This window comes from Alcaligenes sp. GW821-FHT11D07 (genome assembly GCF_058808495.1).
The window spans coordinates 345346-367986 of the sequence record NZ_JBXART010000001.1; the positions used below are offsets into that span (position 1 = coordinate 345346).

Annotated in this window: 24 protein-coding genes; 20 read left to right on the forward strand and 4 right to left on the reverse strand. The window is 55.3% G+C overall.

All coding sequences use genetic code 11. The features are described from left to right. The first annotated feature begins 176 nt into the window (after positions 1-176). The 19 genes from AC1RSM_RS01550 to rarD all read left to right on the forward strand — a co-directional run bounded on the left by AC1RSM_RS01550 (position 177) and on the right by rarD (position 17447). Positions 177-698 carry a YceD family protein gene (locus AC1RSM_RS01550; protein WP_492928801.1) on the forward strand — a complete coding sequence of 174 codons (522 nt, stop codon included), beginning with the start codon at positions 177-179 and terminating at the stop codon, positions 696-698. Between the two features lie 73 nt (positions 699-771). After that, positions 772-954, forward strand: coding sequence for a 50S ribosomal protein L32 (gene rpmF / locus AC1RSM_RS01555; RefSeq protein WP_003800968.1), 183 nt, complete (start codon positions 772-774; stop codon positions 952-954). A 41-nt stretch (positions 955-995) separates the two neighbouring features. Further along, on the forward strand, positions 996-2084 hold the full coding sequence (gene plsX, locus AC1RSM_RS01560) for a phosphate acyltransferase PlsX (protein ID WP_492928804.1): 1089 nt from the start codon (positions 996-998) through the stop codon (positions 2082-2084). Positions 2085-2109: 25 nt separating this feature from the next. Then, complete coding sequence (locus AC1RSM_RS01565) at positions 2110-3087, forward strand: beta-ketoacyl-ACP synthase III (protein ID WP_492928806.1); 978 nt, start codon at positions 2110-2112, stop codon at positions 3085-3087. A gap of 46 nt (positions 3088-3133) precedes the next feature. Further along, complete coding sequence (gene fabD, locus AC1RSM_RS01570; RefSeq protein WP_492928808.1) at positions 3134-4072, forward strand: ACP S-malonyltransferase; 939 nt, start codon at positions 3134-3136, stop codon at positions 4070-4072. Then, on the forward strand, positions 4073-4816 hold the full coding sequence (fabG, locus tag AC1RSM_RS01575) for a 3-oxoacyl-ACP reductase FabG (RefSeq protein WP_492928809.1): 744 nt from the start codon (positions 4073-4075) through the stop codon (positions 4814-4816). It abuts the gene before it with no gap. A gap of 184 nt (positions 4817-5000) precedes the next feature. Then, positions 5001-5240, forward strand: a complete 240-nt coding sequence (gene acpP, locus AC1RSM_RS01580) for an acyl carrier protein (protein ID WP_003800961.1) — start codon at positions 5001-5003, stop codon at positions 5238-5240. Between the two features lie 140 nt (positions 5241-5380). Next, complete coding sequence (gene fabF / locus AC1RSM_RS01585) at positions 5381-6613, forward strand: beta-ketoacyl-ACP synthase II (RefSeq protein WP_492928812.1); 1233 nt, start codon at positions 5381-5383, stop codon at positions 6611-6613. Between the two features lie 462 nt (positions 6614-7075). Further along, positions 7076-7678, forward strand: a complete 603-nt coding sequence (gene rpoE / locus AC1RSM_RS01590; protein WP_492928814.1) for an RNA polymerase sigma factor RpoE — start codon at positions 7076-7078, stop codon at positions 7676-7678. A 6-nt stretch (positions 7679-7684) separates the two neighbouring features. Continuing rightward, positions 7685-8182 carry a sigma-E factor negative regulatory protein gene (locus tag AC1RSM_RS01595; RefSeq protein WP_492928815.1) on the forward strand — a complete coding sequence of 166 codons (498 nt, stop codon included), beginning with the start codon at positions 7685-7687 and terminating at the stop codon, positions 8180-8182. Next, positions 8179-9207 carry a MucB/RseB C-terminal domain-containing protein gene (locus AC1RSM_RS01600; RefSeq protein ID WP_492928817.1) on the forward strand — a complete coding sequence of 343 codons (1029 nt, stop codon included), beginning with the start codon at positions 8179-8181 and terminating at the stop codon, positions 9205-9207. Before AC1RSM_RS01595 ends, AC1RSM_RS01600 begins: the two co-directional genes overlap by 4 nt. A gap of 24 nt (positions 9208-9231) precedes the next feature. Beyond that, positions 9232-10737 (forward strand): DegQ family serine endoprotease, encoded by a 1506-nt coding sequence (locus AC1RSM_RS01605; RefSeq protein WP_492928819.1) that lies wholly within the window; start codon positions 9232-9234, stop codon positions 10735-10737. Positions 10738-10979: 242 nt separating this feature from the next. Continuing rightward, the gene (lepA, locus tag AC1RSM_RS01610; protein ID WP_492928821.1) at positions 10980-12773 is read left to right on the forward strand and encodes a translation elongation factor 4; all 1794 of its coding nucleotides are present in this window, start codon (positions 10980-10982) and stop codon (positions 12771-12773) included. A gap of 64 nt (positions 12774-12837) precedes the next feature. Next, on the forward strand, positions 12838-13722 hold the full coding sequence (gene lepB / locus AC1RSM_RS01615; RefSeq protein WP_492928823.1) for a signal peptidase I: 885 nt from the start codon (positions 12838-12840) through the stop codon (positions 13720-13722). After that, the gene (rnc, locus tag AC1RSM_RS01620; RefSeq protein WP_492928825.1) at positions 13722-14480 is read left to right on the forward strand and encodes a ribonuclease III; all 759 of its coding nucleotides are present in this window, start codon (positions 13722-13724) and stop codon (positions 14478-14480) included. The genes lepB and rnc overlap by 1 nt, the downstream gene beginning before the upstream one ends. Further along, entirely contained in the window at positions 14477-15367 is an 891-nt protein-coding gene (gene era, locus AC1RSM_RS01625; RefSeq protein WP_492928827.1) for a GTPase Era, read from the forward strand. The genes rnc and era overlap by 4 nt, the downstream gene beginning before the upstream one ends. Next, positions 15360-15950, forward strand: a complete 591-nt coding sequence (recO, locus tag AC1RSM_RS01630) for a DNA repair protein RecO (protein ID WP_492928829.1) — start codon at positions 15360-15362, stop codon at positions 15948-15950. Before era ends, recO begins: the two co-directional genes overlap by 8 nt. A gap of 1 nt (position 15951) precedes the next feature. Beyond that, a complete protein-coding gene (locus tag AC1RSM_RS01635; RefSeq protein ID WP_492928830.1) occupies positions 15952-16557 on the forward strand; it encodes a PIN domain-containing protein in 606 nt (201 codons plus the stop codon). Continuing rightward, complete coding sequence (gene rarD, locus AC1RSM_RS01640) at positions 16554-17447, forward strand: EamA family transporter RarD (protein ID WP_492928831.1); 894 nt, start codon at positions 16554-16556, stop codon at positions 17445-17447. The genes AC1RSM_RS01635 and rarD overlap by 4 nt, the downstream gene beginning before the upstream one ends. 106 nt (positions 17448-17553) lie before the next feature. On the opposite strand, the gene AC1RSM_RS01645 is transcribed toward rarD, so the two are convergent. Next, a complete protein-coding gene (locus AC1RSM_RS01645) occupies positions 17554-18729 on the reverse strand; it encodes an MFS transporter (protein ID WP_492928834.1) in 1176 nt (391 codons plus the stop codon). Between the two features lie 38 nt (positions 18730-18767). Further along, the gene (locus tag AC1RSM_RS01650) at positions 18768-19961 is read right to left on the reverse strand and encodes an MFS transporter (RefSeq protein WP_492928835.1); all 1194 of its coding nucleotides are present in this window, start codon (positions 19959-19961) and stop codon (positions 18768-18770) included. Between the two features lie 134 nt (positions 19962-20095). Here AC1RSM_RS01650 and AC1RSM_RS01655 point away from each other — a divergent pair, with 134 nt between their 5' ends. Further along, complete coding sequence (locus tag AC1RSM_RS01655) at positions 20096-20686, forward strand: TetR/AcrR family transcriptional regulator (RefSeq protein WP_492928837.1); 591 nt, start codon at positions 20096-20098, stop codon at positions 20684-20686. On the opposite strand, the gene epsC is transcribed toward AC1RSM_RS01655, so the two are convergent. Beyond that, positions 20676-21611, reverse strand: coding sequence for a serine O-acetyltransferase EpsC (epsC, locus tag AC1RSM_RS01660; protein ID WP_492928839.1), 936 nt, complete (start codon positions 21609-21611; stop codon positions 20676-20678). The genes AC1RSM_RS01655 and epsC overlap by 11 nt on opposite strands. Before the next feature lie 283 nt (positions 21612-21894). After that, on the reverse strand, positions 21895-22605 hold the full coding sequence (locus AC1RSM_RS01665; protein WP_042482383.1) for a Bax inhibitor-1/YccA family protein: 711 nt from the start codon (positions 22603-22605) through the stop codon (positions 21895-21897). Between the last annotated feature and the right edge of the window lie 36 nt (positions 22606-22641).

A 22641-nucleotide genomic window follows, 5' to 3' on the forward strand; every position in this document is an offset into this window, starting at 1 on the left:
GCATTGCGGTGCTTTTATTAGTACTCCAGTCGCTTACCGGCTTTGTTTCAATAGGTTCAATGGCGTGGGGCAGCAAAACCAAAGCGGTAGAGCATTTGCGCGATACCAAGCAGTAAAAACAAACAAGCAGCATCAAGACCTAAGTTACACCGTGGCTTGATGCCTAAAACCTACACATGACGACACAGTATATCGACACCTTGAATCTAGCTCGTGCCCCCCAGAAAATGGCGGGTCAGGTGCGGGTGGGCGACCTGTCTCGTCTGGTATCCGATTTGCCCGATCAAGGCGATTTAAGCGTTGAATGGAGCGTATCGGGCCGGGAAGATTCCGCCCGGCGCCGCTTTGTGCATGTGCAGGCCAAAGGTAGTGTCATTTTGGAATGCCAGCGCTGCGTAAAGCCCTTCGAGTGGCCCATCGATATTTCTAACGAAGTACAGATTGTGGCAACCGAGGCTGAGCTGGAACTGGATGATGACGATACAGAAGGTCCTGATCGCATCTTGTGTGAAGGCCAGATGGATGTCCTGGGACTGGTCGAGGACGAACTGATTCTCAGCGTGCCTTATGTGCCGCGCCATGAGGTTTGCCCCGACGCTCAGTCGCTGTCCATGGAAGCCAAATCGGACGACCTGGATGAATCTGCTTTCGAGCGGCCATCCCCGTTTGCCGTCTTGGGCTCGCTCAAGAAGTCTTGATTGTTTGTTACTAATTCGTTAATTTTTCGGGCTGCACCCATTTATTCGGGGTTGTCCATCTACAGGAGTCATCATGGCTGTTCAGCAGAATAAAAAGAGCCCGTCCCGGCGTAACATGCGTCGTTCGCACGACGCGCTTACTGGTCCTTCGACGGCTATCGAGCCAACGACTGGCGAATTGCACCTGCGTCACCACATCAGCCCCAACGGCATCTATCGTGGCCGTAAAGTGCTGAAAACAAAGAACGACGAGTAATAGTTTCTTTGTCGTTGCAAGCAACATAGGTTGCATGCTTGATGTCTAACAAAAAAATACGTATTGCCATCGATTGCATGGGCGGCGATATCGGTTTATCCGTCACTGTCCCTGCAGCGCTGCTTTTTGCCAAGCGCTATCCGGATGTGCACTGCTTATTGGTTGGCGAGCCTCAGGCCATCGAGCAAACATTGCGTGCGCAAGGGAATGTCGATACCTCCTGGTACGACATTCTTCCTGCATCCGAAGTTGTCACCATGGCCGATTCGGTCGAGGTGGCTTTGCGCCGCAAAAAAGACTCCTCCATGCGAGTGGCTGCCCAGTCCGTCAAGGACGGGATAGCTGATGCCTGCATTTCTGCGGGCAACACAGGCGCATGGATGGCAATTTCGCGCTACGTACTCAAAACTTTGGATGGGATTGATCGCCCAGCCATTGCCACGTCCATCCCTAATCAAAAGGGCGGGGCCACGATCATGCTGGACCTGGGTGCCAATGTGGATTGCTCCGCAGAACACCTGTTGCAGTTTGCCATTATGGGATCTGCGCTGGCCAGTATTGTGGACCGTCACGAGCGTCCTACGGTGGGCTTGCTCAATATTGGGGAAGAGGTCATCAAAGGCAACGAGGTCGTCAAAAAGGCGGCTGAGTTGTTGCGCTCCAGCGGACTGAACTTCTACGGCAACGTAGAAGGTGACGATATCTGCAAAGGTACTGTCAATGTCGTGGTGTGCGATGGGTTCGTCGGCAATGTGGTTCTGAAGTCCATGGAAGGGCTGGCCAAAATGGTCGGCAGTATGCTGCGCGACGAATTTACCCGTGACCCCTTGAGCAAAGTATCCGCTTTGTTGGCCCGTCCGGTCTTGAATCGTTTCCGCGATAGGGTGGATAATCGCCGTCATAACGGTGCAGCCCTTTTGGGTTTACGCGGTATTGTTATCAAGAGTCATGGTTCTGCCGATGCCTATGCTTTCGGTTATGCTTTGCAGCGGGCCCGCGGTGCGGTGCTCAACGGTCTGCTTAGCGGCACCAGCCAGGCAGTCGAACGCATTATGCAAAGCGTAAGCTTGCAGGATGCTCAAGGCGGCGAACCAGATACACGCCATACTTCAGAGCCCTCGTCCTCATAAGAACGGGCTTGATCGGGAACATAAAATGACGATATTTGCCAAGATTATCGGTACAGGCGGCTACCTGCCTCCTCGGATTGTGTCTAACGATGATCTAGCGCTTGAGCTGGCTCAAAAGGGTATCGAAACCTCCGATCAGTGGATTGTTGAGCGTACCGGTATCCACCAGCGTCATCTTGCCGATCCTGGTGTTCGTACCAGTCATTTGGCAACTCAGGCTGCGCGTCAGGCACTGGAAGATGCGGGCATTACTGCCCAGGATCTGGACCTGATCGTGGTGGCCACTTCCACCCCCGATTACGTTTTTCCCAGCACCGCCTGTCTGGTACAGGCCGAACTGGGCAACAAAGGTGCTGCCGCTTACGACGTGCAAGCAGTATGCAGCGGCTTTGTTTATGCTCTGACCACCGCCGATGCCATGATCAAAGCGGGCCGTGCACGCCATGCCCTGGTCATCGGTGCTGAAGTGTTCTCCAGCATTCTGGACTGGAACGATCGCTCTACCTGCGTGCTGTTTGGTGACGGTGCCGGTGCGGTTGTTCTGAAAGCTAGCGACGAACCCGGCATTCTGGCCGCCCAGCTCAATGCGGACGGCAGTCAAATGGGTATCTTGTGTGCGGCAGGCAATGTCTCGCACGGGCAGGTCGTGGGCGATCCTTTCCTGCGTATGGATGGTCAGGCGGTATTCAAACTGGCCGTCACCTCTCTGGCCGCTTCGGCCCATCAAGTCTGCGAACAGGCTGGCGTTTCCTTGGCCGATATCAATTGGCTGGTCCCGCATCAGGCCAATGTTCGTATCATCAATTTTCTAGGTCGTAAGCTGGGTATCCCCTCCGAGAAGGTGGTTATCACGGTTGATCAACATGCCAACACCTCGGCAGCCAGTGTGCCTCTTGCCCTGAATGCTGCTCGTCGGGATGGTCGCATCCGCGCCGGAGACCTGGCGTTGTTGCAGGGCGTGGGTGGCGGCTTTACTTGGGGCTCGGTACTGGTCCGCTGCTAAGTAGCGCGATCCGGATTACCGCCTCCTCTCTTTGGGTTTTTCTACCATGAAAATTGCGTTTGTCTTTCCAGGGCAAGGCTCGCAGTCCGTGGGCATGCTTGATGCCTGGTCCGAGTCAGCTGTTGTGCAGCAAGCCATTGAACAAGCCAGCCAAGCGCTGGGTCAGGATTTGGCTCAGTTGATGGCTCAAGGCCCGGCTGATGCACTGAACCTTACAACGAATACTCAACCTGTCATGCTGGCAAGCGCCGTGGCCATGTACCAAGCCTGGATTCAGGCGGGTGGGCCCGTTCCTGCTGTCATGGCGGGCCATAGCCTGGGTGAATACTCGGCCTTGACCGCTGCCGGTGCCTTGAGTCTGGAGCAGGCTGTACCGCTGGTGCGTGCACGTGCTGATGCCATGCAGGCTGCTGTGCCGGTTGGTGTGGGCACCATGGCGGCTGTACTGGGCCTGGATGACGATCAGGTGCGTGATGTGTGTGCTCGCGCCTCTGAAGGTCAGCAGATTGTTCAGGCTGTGAACTACAATGCGCCCGCTCAGGTCGTGATTGCCGGAAATGTAGAAGCTGTAGATCGTGCTTGTGCCTTGGCTAAAGAAGCCGGTGCCAAACGCGCTCTGGTGCTGCCTGTGTCGGCTCCCTTCCACTCCAGCCTGCTGGAACCGGCTGCTGCCGTTCTGGCCCAGGCTCTGGCCTCGGTGGATGTGAAATCGCCCGCGATCTCCGTTATCAATAACGTAGACGTGCAAGCGCCTACTGACCCTGAACAGATCAAAGACGCCCTGGTTCGCCAGGCATGGCATCCCGTGCGCTGGGTAGAGACCATTCAGGCCATGAAAGCTCAGGGTGTCACACATGTGGTTGAATGTGGTCCCGGCAAAGTGCTGACGGGTCTGATCAAGCGCATTGATCGTGACCTGATTGCCTTGTCGATCAGTGACCCTGCCTCTTTGCAGGCAACACTTGAAGCCCTTGAGGGAGCGTAAATGCAAGATTTGGATCTTAGTGGCAAAACTGCCCTGGTCACTGGCGCATCGCGCGGTATTGGTCAGGCTATTGCAAAAGAATTGATGGCGCGTGGTGCCAAGGTTGTGGGTACCGCAACCTCTGAGACCGGTGCACAGGCGATCTCCGCCGTGCTGGATCAGAACGGCAGCTACGGCCAAGTATTGAACGTGGACGACCCACAAGCTTGCGAAGCCTTGATTTCGGCGCTGAGCAAAGAAGACGGCGGTCCGCACATTTTGGTTAATAATGCTGGGATTACCCGCGATAATCTGGCCATGCGCTTAAAGGACGAGGACTGGGATGCCGTTATCCAGACCAACCTGAGCGCTGTGTTTCGCTTGTCGCGTGCGGTGATCCGCCCCATGATGAAAGCCCGTTGGGGCCGTATCATCAGCATTACTTCCGTAGTGGGCGAGAGCGGTAACCCTGGTCAGGCCAACTACGCAGCGGCCAAAGCCGGTGTGGCGGGCATGAGCCGTGCCTTGGCGCGCGAGCTGGGTAGCCGTAATATCACCGTTAACTGCGTCGCTCCCGGCTTCATTGATACCGACATGACTCGGTCCTTGACGCCTGAGCAGTCAGCTGCGATTTTGTCGCAAATCCCCCTGGGACGCCTTGGCGCTGCCGAGGATATCGCTAACGCGGTAGCCTTCCTGGCCGGGTCGCAAGCGCAATATATTACGGGCAGTACCATCCATGTGAATGGTGGTATGCACATGTAAGGCTTGGCATCGCGCCCGGCTGAGGTAAAATTGCGGGATTATTTGGGGCCTATTGCTTGAGCCGGCGTTGCAAGAATGACGTTGGGCCTCATACAAGAACGCCGTTTTTTGTCATGGCTTATCCCTCTTAGTAGTATGGATTGGCTATAATTTGCGGGAATTTTTCCCAACTTGGAGAATCTGCATGGAAAGCATCGAACAGCGCGTCAAGAAGATCGTCGCTGAGCAACTTGGCGTTAACGAAGCCGAGATCAAAAACGAATCTTCTTTTCTCGACGACCTCGGTGCCGACTCGCTCGACATGGTCGAGCTCGTGATGGCGCTCGAAGACGAATTCGAAACCGAAATACCAGACGAAGAAGCTGAGAAAATCACGACGGTCCAGCAAGCTGTGGACTACATCAATTCTCACAGCAAGCAGTAAGTTCAATTAAGAGGGTGGGCGGCATTGTGCACGCCCTCGCTCCAGAGCGGTTTCCAGAGAGTAGCTTGTGCCCTGCGGCTTTCGCTTGCAAGACGCAGTTATTCCCTTTAAACCGCTTTTTTTGTGTTTAGGAGTCATCCGTGAAGCGACGTGTCGTGATTACCGGGCTGGGTATTATTTCCCCGGTCGGCAACGATATTCCTACCGCGTGGGATAACATCGTCAATGGGCGTTCGGGCATTGGGCGTATTACCCGTTTCGATCCCTCGGCCCTGAGTGCCCAGATTGCGGGTGAGGTCAAGGATTTTGATTTAACGCCATACATTTCCACCAAAGAAGCCAAGCAAATGGATACCTTTATCCATTACGGCGTGGTGGCTGGCATGCAAGCCTGGAAGGATAGTGGCCTGGATATCGATACCATCGATGCAGAACGCGCAGGCGTTATTGTCGGCTCGGGTATTGGTGGCTTGCCTCGTATCGAAGAAACCCAAAAAGAATATTTGGAACGGGGCCCACGTCGGATTTCCCCGTTCTTTGTGCCTGGATCCCTGGTTAACCTGGTATCGGGCCAATTGTCTATCGGCCTGGGCCTGAAAGGCCCCAGCTACGCCGTTGTGTCAGCTTGTACAACAGGTTTGCACTCCATTGGCGATGCCGCTCGTCTGATCGAATACGGCGACGCTGATGTCATGATTGCCGGTGGTGCTGAATCGACCGTGTCCCCCTTGGGCATCGGTGGTTTTGCTGCCATGCGTGCTCTGTCTACCCGTAACGACGACCCCACTACCGCATCCCGTCCTTGGGACGTGGATCGCGACGGCTTCGTGCTGGGCGAGGGTGCTGGCGTACTGGTGCTGGAAGAGTACGAACATGCCAAGAAACGTGGCGCCCGCATTTATGGCGAGTTCTCCGGTTTTGGCATGAGCTCCGATGCTCACCACATCACCTCGCCAGATCGCGATGGTCCACGCCGTGGCGTTGTGAACGCCCTGCGTAACGGTGGCATCAATGCCGATGAAGTGGATTACGTCAATGCGCATGGCACGTCTACGCCACAAGGTGACGTGAACGAGTCCGAAGCCCTGAAGCTGGCTTTTGGCGATCATGCCTACAAACTGGTGGTTAACTCCACCAAGTCCATGACCGGCCACCTTCTGGGTGCCGCAGGTGGTATCGAAGCGGTGTTCACTACCTTGGCGGTGTATAACCAGATTTCGCCACCGACTATCAATATCTTCAACCAGGACCCTGCTTGCGACCTGGATTACTGCGCTAACCAAGCGCGTGATATGAAGATTGAGGTTGCCCTGTCCAATTCCTTCGGTTTTGGTGGCACTAACGGTTCGATGGTGGTTCGTCGTCTTCGTTAAAGTGGACTGTCCCACTCGTGACGCCCAGTCCTGGTCGATCGGAGCCCCGGCTCCGATGCGCCGACTGGGTGTTTTTGTCTATGCTTTAATGGCGCTGGGCGTAGCCTGGACCCTTTATAGCTGGCAGCTTCCCTGGATTTTGGCCGTTTCAGCCGGTGCTTTGTGGGCTTACTTTTTGTATGCTTGCACTCGCCCGAGATGGGACGGTCACGCTACACTAGCCTATCGGGCAGGGATATACTCCCTGCAACGCGCTGGATCACCTGGGCAAGCCGTATATATTGAGCAGGTCTGGCGCTCTCCCTGGTTTCTGACTTTACGTTTGCTGGGTGACTTGTCCGGCACAAGCGCAAGTACTGTCACGTTATGGCGTCACGCCCAGCCGCAGCAGGCATGGTGGGCATTGTGCCTTCGTGTCAATCGGCTGTCCCATCAGGTCCGTGCTCAGAATAAGGATTCTTAATGAGTGAACGCGATACCGATGCCGAACTAGTTGCACGTGTTCAGCGTGGGGATAAGCGAGCCTTTGACCTGCTGGTACTGAAGTATCAGCGCAAGATCATGCGTCTGCTCAGCCGCATGGTGCGTGAACCGTCCGAGGTCGAGGACGTGGCACAAGAAACCTTCATCAAAGCCTATCGAGCGCTCCCTCAGTTTCGGGGCGACAGTGCTTTTTACACCTGGCTCTACCGCATTGCGATCAATACGGCCCGTAACTGGCAGGCCTCGGCAGCACGACGTCCGAACACTTTACAGAACGTCGAAACAGAAGAAGGTGAAACTTTTGACCGAATCGATAACCTAAGTGATATCAGCACGCCGGAGTCCATGATGGTCAGCCGCCAGATTGCCGAGACTGTAAACAGTGCAATCCAGGCTCTGCCGGAAGAATTACGGACGGCGATCGTGCTACGTGAAATTGAGGGTATGAGCTATGAAGACATCGCTCAAACCATGAACTGCCCTATAGGAACTGTGCGATCACGCATCTTTCGGGCTCGTGATGCGATTGCTGCGCAATTGCGTCCCATACTGGATGGTGAAGATAGTGAACGACGGTGGTAAGGATTGATGATGCAAGCCTTGAAATCCCATTCCGATGACGAACAACTTAATGCCTGGGAGGCCGCTGTGTCCTCCTGGGTGGATGGTGAGGCTGAAATACGCCCCGAAGAACTGGACTCCCCCTATGGGCGTCAAGTTTGGGATGCCTACCATTTGATTGGTGACGTCATGCGTACCGACGCCTTGGCGATCCGTACCTCGGATCGTTTTTACGCGCGTCTGTCCAAAGCGATTGACGAAGAGCCCACCGTGCTCGCTCCCAACGCCATGAAGCGGCCCCTGGTCCAACGCTACGGCGTGAGCGGCTTGGCGGCCGTAGCCGCTGTTGCGGCTGCCTTGTGGGTCGGTTTGCCGTACATGGGTGTCAGCTCGGCGCCGGGCACCTTGATGGCCAGCGCTCAGGACGAGCAACTCTGGAATGATTACGCGGATTTGCACCGTGACTTTGTTGGTACCGGTCCGGTACGCCATGTTTCTTTTGAAAGTGGAGCCTTGGGTCAATGAGGTCTGTACGTATGCCGTCGCAGGTGGCCTTGGCACGTCTCTACAAGGGCCTGTTTGCCTTTTCCCTGGCGATATTGTGTACAACACCCGTACTGGCTCAGGACGCAACCGGGCTTGAGCCGCTGGATTTGCCCTGGCTGCAGAAAGTGCATAAAGCCGCTCGTGATCTGGATTACTCCGGGGTCATTATTTACACCCAGGATCAGTCCAGCCAGTCTATGAAGCTGGTGCACATTATTGACGGCACCGGCGAGCGCGAGCGTCTGGAAATTCTGGACGGTGAGCCTCGCGAATTTTTGCGTCAGAACGAAGTGACGCAATGTCTGATTCCCGAAAAGAAAATGGTGGTGATCGAGCGCCGTGAAAACGAGCGCTTTCCCAGTTTCCTGGTCGGTGATGTCAGCCAATTGCCTAATTTTTACGATATGCGCCGTTTGCCTTCCCGCGAGCGGGTAGCTGGACGCCCTTGTGATCTGATTGAGCTTGTCCCTAAAGACGATCAGCGCTACGGCTACCGGGTGTGCGCGGACACGGATCACCACTTGCTGCTCAAGATGCAAACGCTGGACCCGCAACAAGCGGTTGTGGATCAGATTGCGTTCGCCTCTGTTGCCTTTGGTGAACATGTTGATTTGCAGGAGTTGCGCACCAACTGGAATCCCAGCAAATGGGAAGTGGTCGAGCCTGAAGTGCGGAAAATTGATTTAAACGAGCTGGGCTGGAATCTTGCCTTGCCCGCTGGTTTTACCTTGCGTTCTGAAATGCTCAGGCCCATGCGCGCCGGGCGTCAGGTGACGCATCTGATGATGTCTGACGGTCTGGCTGCGATCTCCGTTTTCCTGGAGCGGGTGGGTACCCCGGAGGCTGAAGAAAACAGCCTGGGTGCGTTTCACCGTGGCTCCATGAATATGTACCGTAGCCGCATTAACGACTATGTTTTGACAAGTACCGGCGCTGTTCCTGTACAGACTTTGCGCGCCTTGCTTGAAGGTACCCAATTTACCCCTCTATCCCGGACACATTGACCATCGTCCACCAGGAGTATTTGAATGGAAAAATCGAGTCAAAAAATGCGTATTCCTGTTCTCTCGGCTTTGACAGCCGCCGTGCTGTTTGCAGCTGCGGCGCCTGTCGCCCATGCTCAGGCTGAGCCTGTTAGCACGGCAGAACAAGTCCAGAGCACGACGCTGGGGCTGCCTGATTTTACGGGCGTTGTCGCCAAGACTGAGGATGGCGTCGTCAATATCCGTACGACGGAAGCCGTTCAGGTTCGTTCGCCTGCAATGGGCCCCGGTTCCGATCCTTACGATATGTTCCGCTGGTTCTTCGGTCCAGATTTCATGCCTCCGGGCATGGCGCCTCAGCGCCCGCATGGTGGCGGCAATGCACCACAGGCCCAAGAACGGACCGTTCCTCGTGGTGTGGGCTCGGGCTTTATTATTTCCGCTGACGGCTACATCCTGACCAATAATCACGTGGTGGCTGATTCCAACGGGATTTTTGTCACCTTGAGCAACGGCAAGGAATATCCGGCCAAGATCATTGGTACGGATGAGCGCACCGACGTGGCTTTGATCAAGATCGAAGCCAAAGATCTGAAACCCATGACGATTGGTGATTCCAAGCAGCTTAAAAAGGGTCAGTGGGTCCTGGCCATTGGCTCGCCCTTCGGTCTGGAGTCCACTGTGACGTCCGGTATCGTCAGTGCAATCAACCGTGAAACGGGTGATTACCTGCCCTTTATTCAGACTGACGTGGCGGTGAATCCCGGTAACTCCGGCGGTCCGCTGATCAATCTGAACGGTGAAGTGGTGGGTGTAAATTCCCAGATCATTTCGCGTAGCGGTGGCTTTATGGGTATTTCCCTGGCTATTCCTATCGACGAAGCCATGAATGTGGTCGAACAGCTCAAGTCTGACGGCAAAGTCACCCGTGGCCGTATTGGCGTGCAGATTACCCCTGTGGCCGATGATGTGGCCAACGCACTGGGCTTGAAAGATAGCAAGGGTGCCTTGGTCAGCAGCGTGGAAGAGGGGGGTCCTGCTGCTAAAGCCGGTATTCAGTCCGGTGACGTAATTCTGAAATTCAATGGTCGATCCATTGACCAGATGACCGATTTGCCACGTATTGTGGGCAGCACCAAGCCAGGTCAAAGCTCCACGCTGGAAATCTGGCGCAAGGGCAAAGTGCAGACGGTCAAGATTGAAGTGGAAGAAATGCCGTCCAGTACCCCCGCCGCTGCCGCCAAGGATGAAAAAGACAGCCCGGCTGCCAGCACTGCTGACGCATTTGGCTTGAAAGTGACAGCAGTTCCGGCTGCTGATCTGAAGCGTCTGGGTGTGGAAAGTGCGGTTCAGGTCACTGAAGCAGCAGCCCCGGCCAGCGAAGCTGGATTGCAGCCTGGTGATCTTATTTTGCGTGTCAACGACAAAGACGTAGGGACACCGGATCAATACGCTAAAATGGTGGCTTCCTTGGATAAATCCAAAGCAGCGGCCTTGTTGGTTTTGCGTGGCGGCCAGTCGCAATGGGTTTTGATTACGCCATCGAAATAAATTTTTGTAAAACGGCTAAAATGATAGCCATTGATGAACTCCGGCCTGTGGCCGGAGTTTCTCCGCCACCATTCGGAGGCGCAGTCAGCGCCGAATGGATAATGGCTCCACGTGCGCCCGTCTGACAGGACGGGTCTTGTGTTTCAGGCACGTGGACTGAAAAGGGGCGTCATGGGCGCCCCTTTTTTGTGCCGTCTCTCTGGCATTGAGCCTCAACATTTTCTTTGTTTATTAACGGGTTTATGGATCACATCCGCAATTTCTCTATTATTGCTCACATCGATCATGGCAAATCGACCTTGGCTGACCGCCTGATCCAACGCTGTGGTGGCCTGGCCGACCGCGAGATGTCGACTCAGGTTCTGGATTCGATGGACATCGAGAAAGAGCGTGGCATTACGATTAAGGCCCAGACCGCCGCTTTGCAGTACAAGGCCCAGAATGGCAAGGTTTACAACCTGAACCTGATCGACACCCCCGGCCACGTGGACTTTTCCTATGAAGTCAGCCGCTCCCTCTCGGCCTGTGAAGGTGCCTTGCTGGTGGTGGATGCTTCCCAGGGCGTGGAAGCGCAAACGGTTGCCAACTGCTATACCGCTCTGGATCAGGGCGTAGAAGTGATTCCAGTACTGAACAAGATGGACTTGCCTTCGGCAGATCCGGATGCCGCACGTCAGGAAGTTGAAGACGTGATTGGTATTGATGCCAGCGACGCCATTGCGGCCAGCGCCAAAACAGGTCTGGGCATCGACGAAATTCTGGAAACTATTGTGGCCCGCGTCCCGGCCCCAGTGGGAGACCCCAGTGCTCCCTTGCAGGCTTTGATCATCGACTCCTGGTTTGATAACTATGTGGGCGTGGTCATGCTGGTGCGCATCGTTAATGGCGTACTAAAGCCCAAGGAAAAAATTCTGTTGATGGCCACTCGCGCCACTCACTTGGTCGAGCACATTGGTGTGTTCACGCCCAAGTCGGAAAACCGTCCTCATTTATCGGCGGGTGAAGTGGGTTTCATCATTGCGGGCATCAAGGAACTGGAGGACGCCAAGGTTGGTGACACCATCACCTTGGCAGGCAAGCCAGCTGACAAGGCTCTGCCAGGCTTTAAGGAAGTGAAGCCCCAGGTGTTTGCCGGTCTGTACCCGGTCGAGAGCAGCGAATACGATCAGCTGCGCGATTCGCTGGAAAAGCTCAAGCTCAATGACTCGTCCTTGATGTTCGAGCCTGAAGTGTCCCAAGCCTTGGGCTTCGGTTTCCGTTGCGGCTTTTTGGGCTTGCTCCACATGGAGATTGTCCAGGAGCGCCTGGAGCGCGAATTTGACATGGACATCATCACCACAGCGCCTTCGGTGGTTTACGAAGTAGAGCGCCGTGACGGTGAAGTGTTGATGATCGAAAGCCCATCACGCATGCCCGAAGTCTCCCATATTGAAGACGTACGCGAGCCTATTGTTGTGGTTTCGCTGCTAATGCCCCAGGAATACGTGGGGCCGGTCATGACGCTGTGTACAGTCAAGCGCGGTTTGCAGTTAAATATGACCTATCATGGCCGTCAGGTTAATTTGGTCTATGAAATGCCGCTGGCCGAGATCGTGCTGGACTTCTTTGACCGACTCAAATCCGTGTCGCGTGGTTACGCCTCCATGGACTATGAGTTCAAGGAATACCGTTCGGCCGATGTGGTCAAGGTAGACATCCTGATCAACGGTGACCGCGTAGATGCCCTGTCCATGATTGTGCACCGTAGCAATGCCCGCTATCGCGGCCGCGAAGTGGTCGCCAAGATGCGCAGCTTGATTCCGCGCCAGATGTTTGATATTGCTATTCAGGCGGCTATTGGCGCCGAAGTGATCTCCCGTGAGAACGTCAAGGCACTGCGCAAGAACGTGCTGGCCAAGTGTTATGGCGGTGATATCTCGCGTAAGAAAAAACTGCTTGAGAAGCAAAAAGCAGGTAAGAAGCGGATGAAGCAAGTTGGGAACGTGGAAATTCCGCAGGAAGCCTTTTTGGCAATTTTGCAGGTCGAAGATAAGTAGTGCTCTGGTCGGCCGCCCAAGCCGACCGCAGCCAGGACTGCTTTAATTTCTTTAAAGGAAACCGATGAGCTGGGATTTCGCTCTGATTTTGTTTGTACTGCTGATACTGACCGGGGTGATCTGGTGCTTGGATCGTTTCTCCCTGCGTAGCCGCCGTCAGGCGCGCGCGCAGGCTGCGATGCAGGCTGTGCCGGAAACGGCCGCCCAGGACCCCGAGCATTTGCAGCAATTGCGCCAAGAGGCTTACGACCAGGCTAATCGTATGCCTTGGTGGATTGAATATGGCGTCAGTTTCTTCCCGGTTATCTTGTTCGTCTTTGTATTGCGCTCTTTTATCATCGAGCCGTTTCGCATTCCGTCGGGCTCCATGTTGCCCACGCTGAAAAACGGCGACTTGATTCTGGTGAACAAATACGAGTACGGCATTCGCTTGCCAGTCAGTGGCGCCAAGGTGGTGTCTTTGGGGCATCCCGAGCGCGGTGATGTGATTGTGTTCCGTTACCCGGTAGACACTACGGTGGACTACATCAAACGTGTGGTGGGCGTGCCTGGTGACCGTGTCGAGTACCGTGACAAGGTGCTGTCGATCAACGGCAAAGTGGTAACCCAAGTGCGCAGCGGTGATTACTACGAACCTGATCGTTCGGCCTATATCGGGCGTTATCTGGAAGAGCTGGGCAAGACGCAGCACAATATCTTGCTGAACAAGACCCAGCCCCAAGGTTTGATGCCTATCGTCGCGTTTCCCAATCGTGATTCCTGTGAGTACTTCTCCAACGGCATTTCCTGTGTTGTGCCTAAAGGGAACTACTTTGTGATGGGGGATAATCGCGACAATAGTCTGGACAGTCGCTATTGGGGCTTTGTGCCCGATGAGAATATTGTGGGACGCGCCTTCTTTATCTGGATGAATTTCCGCGAACTTAGCCGTATAGGTCGCTTCCATTAATGAAACGTCTTGCTTTGCTTGAGGCCGCAATCGGCCACTCCTTTAAAGACATAGGCCTGCTGGAGCAGGCCTTGACCCATCGTAGCCACAGCGCTCGTCATAACGAGCGGCTGGAGTTCCTGGGTGACTCGGTGCTGAACTTTACGGTTGCCGCCTTGCTGTTCGACCGTTTTCAGCGCATTGATGAAGGCGATTTGTCGCGCCTGCGGGCCAATCTGGTCAAGCAGGCCGCCTTGGCGGAAATCGCGACGCGGCTAGGTTTGTCGGACTACTTGCGCTTGGGAGAAGGGGAGTTGAAAAGCGGTGGTTTCCGCCGTCCTTCCATTCTGGCCGATGCGCTGGAAGCTGTTTTTGGTGCGGTGTTCCTGGATGCAGGTTTTATCCAGGCGCAAACCGTGATCACCAAGTTGTACGAGCCCATGCTGGTTGATGTGGACCCTAAAACCTTAGGGAAAGATCCCAAAACCTTGCTGCAAGAACTGCTGCAAGGTCGCAAGCTGGATTTACCGGTCTATACCGTGGTGGCCACTCATGGCGCAGCACACGATCAGTTGTTCGATATCGAATGCACGATCGCCAAGCTCAATATCCATGTACGTGCCAGTGGCAGCAGCCGTCGCGCTGCTGAACAGGCCGCCGCCACGCAGGCCATCGCTATTTTAGAAGCTGAATTTCCAGCCAAGACGACGCGCGCCAGTCGCCATCGTCGCCCCTCACAATTGACCCTGCCCGTGGCAGTGTCGCAGGATACACAATGACAGAAACCCCTTTTCGCTGCGGCTTCGTGGCTATTGTTGGACGCCCGAACGTAGGCAAGTCCACACTGGCCAACGCTTTGATTGGCAGCAAAATTTCGATCGTGTCGCGCAAGGCGCAGACCACGCGTCACCGCATCAATAGCGTGTTAACCCGTGATCACGATCAAATGATATTTGTAGACACCCCCGGCTTTCAGACCAAGCACGGCGGCGCCATGAACCGCATGATGAACCGCGTGGTTACTCAGGCTCTGGCAGACGTAGATGTAGTGGTTCATGTGGTTGAAGCGGGTAAATGGTCGTCGTCGGATGCCGAGTTGCTGCCTATGCTGCCTAAGGGCGGCAAGACCATTTTGGTTATCAACAAGGTTGATGCCCTTAAAAGCAAGAACGACTTGCTGCCTTATATTGCACGCCTGTCGCAAGAATTCGAATACGGCGCGGTGATTCCCGTCAGTGCGGCCAAGCGCCTGCAACTGAGCCCTTTACTGGACGAGATCGCTGGACGTTTGCCTGAAGGCGAAGCCATGTTCGATGCCGAGACGATTACCGATCGCTCGGTGCGCTTCATTACGTCCGAGCTGTTGCGCGAAAAAATCTTCCGTCTGGTGGGTGACGAACTGCCTTACGGTTGTACGGTGGTTATCGAGCAATGGGAAGAGAACGAGAACGGCGCCCGCATTTCTGCCTGCGTGGTGGTTGAGCGTGAAAGCCATCGCCCGATTCTGTTGGGAGCCGGTGGTATGCACATGAAGCGTATTGCCACTGAAGCTCGCCAAGACATTACCAAGTTGATCGACAAACCTGTGTTCCTGGATGTGTACATCAAGGTACGCAAGGGTTGGTCCGATCGTGAAGCGGTCCTGCGTGACCTGGGGTATGAGTAATCTTCGTCATCGCTTTCAGGACGAAGCCGGCTACATACTGCACACCAGTGCCTGGCGTGAAACGTCACTGATCTGTCATGCCTTTACACGCAATCATGGGCTGGTGCCCCTGGTTGCCAAAGGCGCTAAAAGGCCGCATTCCGTTTTGCGGCCTGCTTTGTCTGTGTTCCAGCCTTTGCTGCTGGCTTGGTCAGGCAAGAACGAAGTCAAAACCCTGACTCGGGCAGATTGTGCAGGGATTCGTCCTTTGAAGGGCAGGGCCTTGATGTCCGCGTGGTACATGAACGAATTGCTGATTCGTCTTTTGCCCCGCGAAGATCCCCATCCCGTGCTGTTCGATGCCTACGAAGAGGCCCTAGTTCATTTGGCCCAGGTGCCTCGTCCCCCCGTGGCAGGAGCCCTGCGGCGCTTTGAATGGGTGCTGCTGACAGAAACCGGCTACGGGTTTGACGAGGAAGTCCCCGACTTTAATGACCCTCATGGTGAGCCTGAACTGCGTATTCGTTTACGAGAGCGCTTGAATAGTTTGCTGGGCCGCCCCCTACACACCCGTTCCGTTCTTATGCAGTTGCAACGCTATTAATATGGCCATCTCCCTTCCGTCTGTACTGGTCCTGGATACCTGTGTCTTGATCTCCAATGTCCTGCGACGCCTGCTGTTGGCCATGGCAGACGAGCAGTTGTTCAAGCCGGTGTGGAGTCCTGTCATTGGGGACGAGTGGCGCCGGAATGCGGGCCGGCTTTGGAAAGTGATGCCGAGCTCGATCGAGGAGCAGTGGCAGCACTTGCAGCAACGCTACCCGGAAGCTGATTTAGGCGACAGCAGCGAGTACAAAAAAGATTTGCGCTACTCCGATGCCAAGGACTGGCATGTGATTGCTACCGCTCGTCTGGCTCAGCAGCGGCACCCTGAACTTGGGGTAGGGATTGTGACGCGCAATCTGAAAGACTTCAATCGTTCCGAGCTGCGGCGTTTGGGGATCAGCTTGTGGGAGCCGGATCAGCTGTTATGCCGTTTCATGGCCGAGCATCCAGAAATGATGCAGCATCTGTTGGACGCTTTACCCTCTTTCATGGTGACCGAAGAGGCAAAAGCCTTGGATACAGCCACCTTGCTCAAGCGTGACCGCTTGTTCAGTCTGGTGCATGCCTATGTGCGGCGCCAGCGAGCGGGCATGGTGAGTGCATGAAACAAGGCGTGTTGCTGTCGGTTCTAGCCTCAGCTTTATTCGCTTGCCTGTACTACTACGCGACTGTTTTGCAGCCGCTTAGCGGCGAGCAGATCTTCGCCTGGCGGATAGTGCTGGGCTTGCCTGCTTTGGCCCTGGTAATCACTCGTGCGCGGCGCTGGCGAGAAGTCCGCTGGGTGCTGCGTCACTGGCCTGGCAACTGGCGCTATTTTGCTTTGCTGTTATTGGCTGCAATCCTGGTTGGAGTGCAACTGTGGATCTTTGTCTGGGCGCCTTTGCATCAGATGGCGCTGGATGTGTCCTTGGGGTACTTTCTGCTGCCCTTGATGATGGTGCTGGTAGGGCGCCTGTTTTACAAAGACCAGTTAAGTACGATCCAGTGGGTAGCGGTGGTGTTAGCCGGTGCCGGTGTGCTGCATGAGCTTTTGCGAGTGGGTAGCGTGTCCTGGGCGACCGCCGTTGTGGTTTTGGGCTATCCCCCGTATTTCATGTTGCGCCGTTATTTGCGTTTGGGCTCATTGGCGTCTTTGTGGTTCGACCTGAGCTTTCTATTTCTGCCTGCGTGTTGGTTGCTGTTTGTACAAGACACCACAATGTGGGGAGAGTTTGCCCAACACCCCCGCCTTTTCTGGCAAATTCCCGTCTTGGGCTTGATCAGCTCCATTGCGCTGGTCAGTTATTTGTCCGCCAGCCGGCAGCTACCCTTGGCTTTATTCGGGATGCTGGGTTACGTGGAACCCGTGCTTTTGTTTTGGGTCGCCTTTCTTTTGCTGGGGGAGCCCATGCAAGCCGATCAGTGGTGGACGTACATTCCGATTTGGATCGCTGTGCTGCTTGTGGCGCTGGAAGGCGGTGTGCGCTGGTGGCGTTCAGAGCGTAAAAGTACTTGAGCATTTATTGGAAAAGCCCCTTATAAAAAAGGGGCTTTTTGCTGGTGTTCACTCATTAGCAAGTTATCAATAAAGTGGGATCAGGCTTGTCCTTGTCCTTGCGACCTTAATTGTGATGTCGGCGTAGGTAGCCGATGAGAGCGAGCGCAGCCAGGCTTAATCCGGCAGCGATCCACAGATTGGCGGATAAGCCCAAGGAATCTGCCAGCCCGCCGCCTGCCCAGGAACCCAGACCAATACCAATATTGAAGATGGCAACATACAGGGCAGTGACGATCTCCACGGCATCAGGGGCAACTTTCATCATCCAGCTCATCAGGCCCACAGAGACACCGCCATAGGCCAGCCCCCAGAGCAGCAAGGTGCTGCCACCCCCAAGCTGGCTTGTGCCCACGGTCAAATACAGGAGCATGGACAGCAGCAGCCCGGACGCGATCACCGTCAAGCTGCCCAAGGGGTATTTGTGTGCCAACAAGCCGATCAAAAAATTGCCAGTAATGCCTGCAATCCCATAAGCAAACAATAAAGCGCTAATCCATTGCGCATCAAAGCCACTCACGTTCAGTAGCAGCGGCCGAACGAAGGTGAACACCATGAAGTGCCCGGCAACCAGTAACACGGTCAGTAGCAGCCCCAGTTGGACTGAGCGTCGGGCCCATTGCGCGCTGAACTGACGCACCTGTGTGGAAGAAGAAACGGGCAAAGGGGGAAGGCAGGTATAAAGCAGCAGCAAGACCAGGATGCTGAAAAAGGACATGAAGCCAAAAGCCCAGCGCCATCCCGCCGCTTGTCCAAGTAGTGCGCCCAAGGGAACCCCTAAGACAGAAGCGGCCGCGACACCGCCAAAAATAATGGAGCTGGCCAGACCTATTGCCCAAGCGGGTACTAATCTGGATGCCAGTCCGCCTGCAATGGCCCAGATCCCGCCCATGCAAAGGCCAACCAGAATGCGTGCGGCCAAGAGCCAGGTAAAGCTGGGAGCCAGAGCCGAGGCCAAATTGACCATAGCCAATAGAAGCAGCAAGCCGCATAGAAGTCGGCGCCGGTCCATCTTGCCAGCTCCTAAGACCACTAATGGGGCAAACAGGGCGGCCAGCAAAGCAGGTAAAGAAATCAACAAACCTGCTGAACCGGCAGAGGTATTCAGGGATTGGGCGATCAGAGTCAGCAAGCCTACGGGCAGCATTTCTGTGGTGACGACTGAAAAGGTGGCAAGTCCAACAGCGGCCACGGCAAACCAGCGAGGCGCAGCAATGTCTTTGGTCGGGCTAGAGACGGTCATTTGAGTTATTCCTAGAGTAGAGGCGTAGCAAAGCTGCTTTAGCTAGTCACAGGGGTGTGTTGGTTTTGGCTGCCCAAGCCTGCAAAGGCCAGCACTAGAAGGGCGGCACCCAATACCACCGTAAATCCGGCTTCCGCTCCTTGGTGATCGATCAGATAGCCCGAAACCGCTGCGCCCGCCGCTACACCGACATTCAAGCCAGCAAGCAACCAGGTCATGCCTTCAGTCAGGCTTTGCTCGCCTGTCAGCTCTTCAAGCAGAGACATCGCCACAATCATGGTGGGAGAAAAGAACAGCCCGGCCAGGAATACAGCGGCCATCAAGGAGGGGAGGCTGCCTGCCAGCCACAAAGGAACACAGCTCAGGGCAGTACCTATGCCGCCCAATAACAACAGTCTGGGTAGTGGCAAAGACAAAGGGCGCGCGCCAAATAGCAGCCCGGCCAAGCAAGAGCCACTGGCGTATACCGCTAAAACCAAGCTGGCTGCCGCGGGGCGGCCCCATTGCTGAGTCAGTGCGACGCTGGCGACATCCACGCTGCCTACGATTAGACCCATAGCAGCCATTAGCAGCGCCAGTAGACGAACACGAGGCAGACGGATGACAGATCCTGCGTTCGGTGCGCCGGAATTGATGGCCAGAGGGGCAGGCTCCGTGCTGCGTTGCAGGACCAGCAGGGTGACTCCTAGCATCAGCAATAAGGCAGCGATTAAAAGGCCGGCCTGCGGGATCAGCGCAAGAGACAAGGCCACTGACAGAGCGGGGCCTGTGATGAAGCTGAGTTCATCAAATACGGTTTCCAGAGAGTAGGCCGTTTGCAAGCGAGTTTGACCACGATACAAGGCCGTCCAGCGAGCGCGAATCATGGCCGAGATGCTGGGCATGAAACCGGCCAGTACGGCACTTGGAAACAGAGTCCACGCGGGTGCCTGTCTCCAGGCGCAAAGGGCGATTAAAAGTAGCCCCCCACTACTGATGGCACTGGCCCAAGGCAACACTTGAGCTTGTCCATGCTTATCCACCAAGCGTGAAATCTGAGGCGAAAGCAGGGCATAGCTCAGCACGAAGGTAGCTGACACAGCACCTGCCAGGGCGTAACTTCCGCGCAGTTGCGCAAGCAGGGTGATGATGCCGATACCGGTCATCGGTAAGGCTAGTCGGGCCGATAGGCCCGCCAAGGCAAAGCCTCGGGTGCCAGGGGTGCAAAAAAGAGCTCGATAGGGGGAAAACATGGGATCTCCAGAACACGGCGGCTTGCCACAAAGAGAGGGCGAAGCGACAATACATACATGGCGTATGAATAGAATCTTATATTCATACGATCCGTATGTAAATATATATACGTTGCGTATGTAAGGAGAGCCCGATGGCCCGTCGTACCCGTGCGGAAATGGAAGAGACCCGTGCCACCCTGGTATCCACCGCTCGTCATTTTTTTAGCGAGCAAGGATTTGCAGAGACCTCTATGGATGATTTGACCGCTCATGCGGGTTTGACCCGTGGCGCTCTTTATCATCACTTTGGCGACAAAAAGGGATTGCTGGCCGCTGTGGTTGAGCAGCTGGATGCCGAGATGGACGAGCGCCTGCAGGCTATTTCAGATAGCGCACAGGATGCATGGGAAGGGTTTCGTCGCCGGTGTCACGCTTACTTGGAAATGGCCTTGGAGCCAGAAATTCAACGTATTGTGCTACGGGATGCGCGGTCGGTATTAGGGGGCGCGTCACCACAATCCCAGCGCCATTGCATTCGTTCCATGCAGGCATTGATTGCGGAGTTGATGGAGCAGGGAGTGGTGTCGCAGGCCGATCCTCAAGCCCTGGCTTTTTTGATTTATGGCAGCTTGGCCGAAGCCGCCTTTTGGATTGCCCAGGAAGAGGACGGCAATGAAGTGCGTCTGGCACAAGGCATTGCCGCTTTGGACTTGATGCTACGGGGTTTGCAGCCTAAGGATTAGACTGGCAATGGGATTCCAGGGGCTGATTGCGTAGCAAATTGGCCTGAGTGACCGAGCAGCCAGCCGGCACATCTTCCGTAATCCACACATTCCCGCCAATGGTGCTGCCTGCGCCCAGGGTCACGCGGCCCAGAATGGTTGCGCCAGCATAGATAACCACGTCGTCTTCAACAATAGGGTGACGGGGCTGACCTTTGAGCAGCAAGCCTTTCTCGTCTTTATTGAAGCGCTTGGCTCCCAAGGTCACAGCCTGGTAAATACGGACGCGCTTGCCGATGATGGCCGTCTCGCCAATCACGACACCGGTGCCGTGGTCAATAAAACAGGAATGGTCGATCTGAGCGCCTGGGTGGATATCAATGCCCGTTTGGCTGTGAGCCAGTTCAGCAATAATGCGCGCAGTCAGGGGCAGATCCAGCTTGTTCAAGGCGTGGGCAATGCGATGGTGAATCATGGCCAGCAGGCCGGGATAGCACAGCAGCACTTCGTCGACGTTGCGGGCTGCCGGGTCGCCTTGGTAGGCCGCCACTACATCCAGGTCCAAAGTGCGACGCAGCTGAGGCAGCAAATTCGCGAAGGACTGGATTGCCTTGTGGGCTTGATCATCAATGGCGCAGCGTTCCTGATTCGAGCCATTGACCAGCGCAGCACGACGCAGCTCAATACGGGCTTGTTTCAGCAAGGTATTGAGGGCTTGGCCCAGGTTGTGGCCAACGAAATGGTCTTCGTATTCACGACGCAGTTCGGGACTGCCCAGACGCATGGGAAAGAGGATGCCTTTGAGCTGCTCGGTGACGCGAATCAAAGCCTGCACAGAAGGAAATTCCTGGCCTTCAAGCTCGTTCAAGCGTTGATGCGCCTGTCGCCATTCTTCGCGGGCACCGCGTAGATTATCGACTATATGTTGAGTTTCAAAGACTGCCACCAGTGTTCTCCAAAGGGGAAATTTTTCTATAAGGTTTACTATACCCGCGCGCCTGTTTCTGGACACGAAAAACAGGGTAGTCCGTCAGGGTGATAGCGGTATCTGGGGGGCGCAGGAGCCCCGTAGGAACGCTAGCCTGGATCAGGGGGATCAGGGGTGCCAATCAGACTTGGCCCGCTCAGCGGCTAGCCTGTGGGTGATTCTTTCAGAAAGGATTCTGATTCATCCAGAATAAAAAAGCCCCCTTGGAAAGGGGGCTTGGAGAGCCAGGGAAATCGCGGTTTTATTCGCGGTTACCGCCCAGCACGCCCAACAGCATCAGCAGGTTGCTGAAGATGTTGTAGACATCCAGGTAGATAGCCAGGGTGGCGGATACGTAGTTGGTTTCACCGCCATTGATGACGCGTTGCAGATCAACCAGCAAGAAGGCCGAGAAAATACCGATGGCCATGACCGAGATGGTCAGCATCAGAGCTGGCAGTTGCAGGAAGATGTTGGCCAAGGCGGCAACCAGCAAGATGACAGCGCCAACAAACAGGAACTTCTGCATGCCGGAGAAATCACGCTTGGTGGTGCTGGCGATGGTTGCCATAGCGCCAAACACGGCGGCGGTACCGCCGAAGGCCAGCATAATCAGCTGGGCGCCGTTACCCATGCCCAGCACAAAGCCCAGCAGACGGGACAGCATGATGCCCATAAAGAAGGTGAAAGCCATCAGCAGGGCAACGCCCAGCGAGCTGTTCTTGTTCTTTTCGACCAGGAACATCAGGCCAAAGGCACCGACCAGAAAGACAATGGCGCTCAGGCCGGGGCTGGCGCCCATGACCCGGTTAATGCCGGAGGACAGGCCCAGCAAGGCTCCCAACACGGTGGGAATCATGGACAGGGCCAGCAGCCAGTAGGTGTTGCGCAGGACGCGATTGCGAGCAATCAGCGACTGGGCGCCCAGGGTGCCGTTGTGCTCAGGCAGGCTTGATTGACGAAATTCGCTCATGATGAGTCCTTAGAATACAGAGAGATCAGTGGTCAA

Bases quoted from the DNA above. Each gene is read 5' to 3' on its own strand.
- AC1RSM_RS01550 (WP_492928801.1), top strand. From the start codon at position 177: ATGACGACACAGTATATCGACACCTTGAATCTAGCTCGTGCCCCCCAG.
- rpmF (WP_003800968.1), top strand. From the start codon at position 772: ATGGCTGTTCAGCAGAATAAAAAGAGCCCGTCCCGGCGTAACATGCGT.
- plsX (WP_492928804.1), top strand. From the start codon at position 996: ATGTCTAACAAAAAAATACGTATTGCCATCGATTGCATGGGCGGCGAT.
- AC1RSM_RS01565 (WP_492928806.1), top strand. From the start codon at position 2,110: ATGACGATATTTGCCAAGATTATCGGTACAGGCGGCTACCTGCCTCCT.
- fabD (WP_492928808.1), top strand. From the start codon at position 3,134: ATGAAAATTGCGTTTGTCTTTCCAGGGCAAGGCTCGCAGTCCGTGGGC.
- fabG (WP_492928809.1), top strand. From the start codon at position 4,073: ATGCAAGATTTGGATCTTAGTGGCAAAACTGCCCTGGTCACTGGCGCA.
- acpP (WP_003800961.1), top strand. From the start codon at position 5,001: ATGGAAAGCATCGAACAGCGCGTCAAGAAGATCGTCGCTGAGCAACTT.
- rpoE (WP_492928814.1), top strand. From the start codon at position 7,076: ATGAGTGAACGCGATACCGATGCCGAACTAGTTGCACGTGTTCAGCGT.
- AC1RSM_RS01595 (WP_492928815.1), top strand. From the start codon at position 7,685: ATGATGCAAGCCTTGAAATCCCATTCCGATGACGAACAACTTAATGCC.
- AC1RSM_RS01600 (WP_492928817.1), top strand. From the start codon at position 8,179: ATGAGGTCTGTACGTATGCCGTCGCAGGTGGCCTTGGCACGTCTCTAC.
- AC1RSM_RS01605 (WP_492928819.1), top strand. From the start codon at position 9,232: ATGGAAAAATCGAGTCAAAAAATGCGTATTCCTGTTCTCTCGGCTTTG.
- lepA (WP_492928821.1), top strand. From the start codon at position 10,980: ATGGATCACATCCGCAATTTCTCTATTATTGCTCACATCGATCATGGC.
- lepB (WP_492928823.1), top strand. From the start codon at position 12,838: ATGAGCTGGGATTTCGCTCTGATTTTGTTTGTACTGCTGATACTGACC.
- rnc (WP_492928825.1), top strand. From the start codon at position 13,722: ATGAAACGTCTTGCTTTGCTTGAGGCCGCAATCGGCCACTCCTTTAAA.
- era (WP_492928827.1), top strand. From the start codon at position 14,477: ATGACAGAAACCCCTTTTCGCTGCGGCTTCGTGGCTATTGTTGGACGC.
- recO (WP_492928829.1), top strand. From the start codon at position 15,360: ATGAGTAATCTTCGTCATCGCTTTCAGGACGAAGCCGGCTACATACTG.
- AC1RSM_RS01635 (WP_492928830.1), top strand. From the start codon at position 15,952: ATGGCCATCTCCCTTCCGTCTGTACTGGTCCTGGATACCTGTGTCTTG.
- rarD (WP_492928831.1), top strand. From the start codon at position 16,554: ATGAAACAAGGCGTGTTGCTGTCGGTTCTAGCCTCAGCTTTATTCGCT.
- AC1RSM_RS01645 (WP_492928834.1), bottom strand. From the start codon at position 18,729: ATGACCGTCTCTAGCCCGACCAAAGACATTGCTGCGCCTCGCTGGTTT.
- AC1RSM_RS01650 (WP_492928835.1), bottom strand. From the start codon at position 19,961: ATGTTTTCCCCCTATCGAGCTCTTTTTTGCACCCCTGGCACCCGAGGC.
- AC1RSM_RS01655 (WP_492928837.1), top strand. From the start codon at position 20,096: ATGGCCCGTCGTACCCGTGCGGAAATGGAAGAGACCCGTGCCACCCTG.
- AC1RSM_RS01665 (WP_042482383.1), bottom strand. From the start codon at position 22,605: ATGAGCGAATTTCGTCAATCAAGCCTGCCTGAGCACAACGGCACCCTG.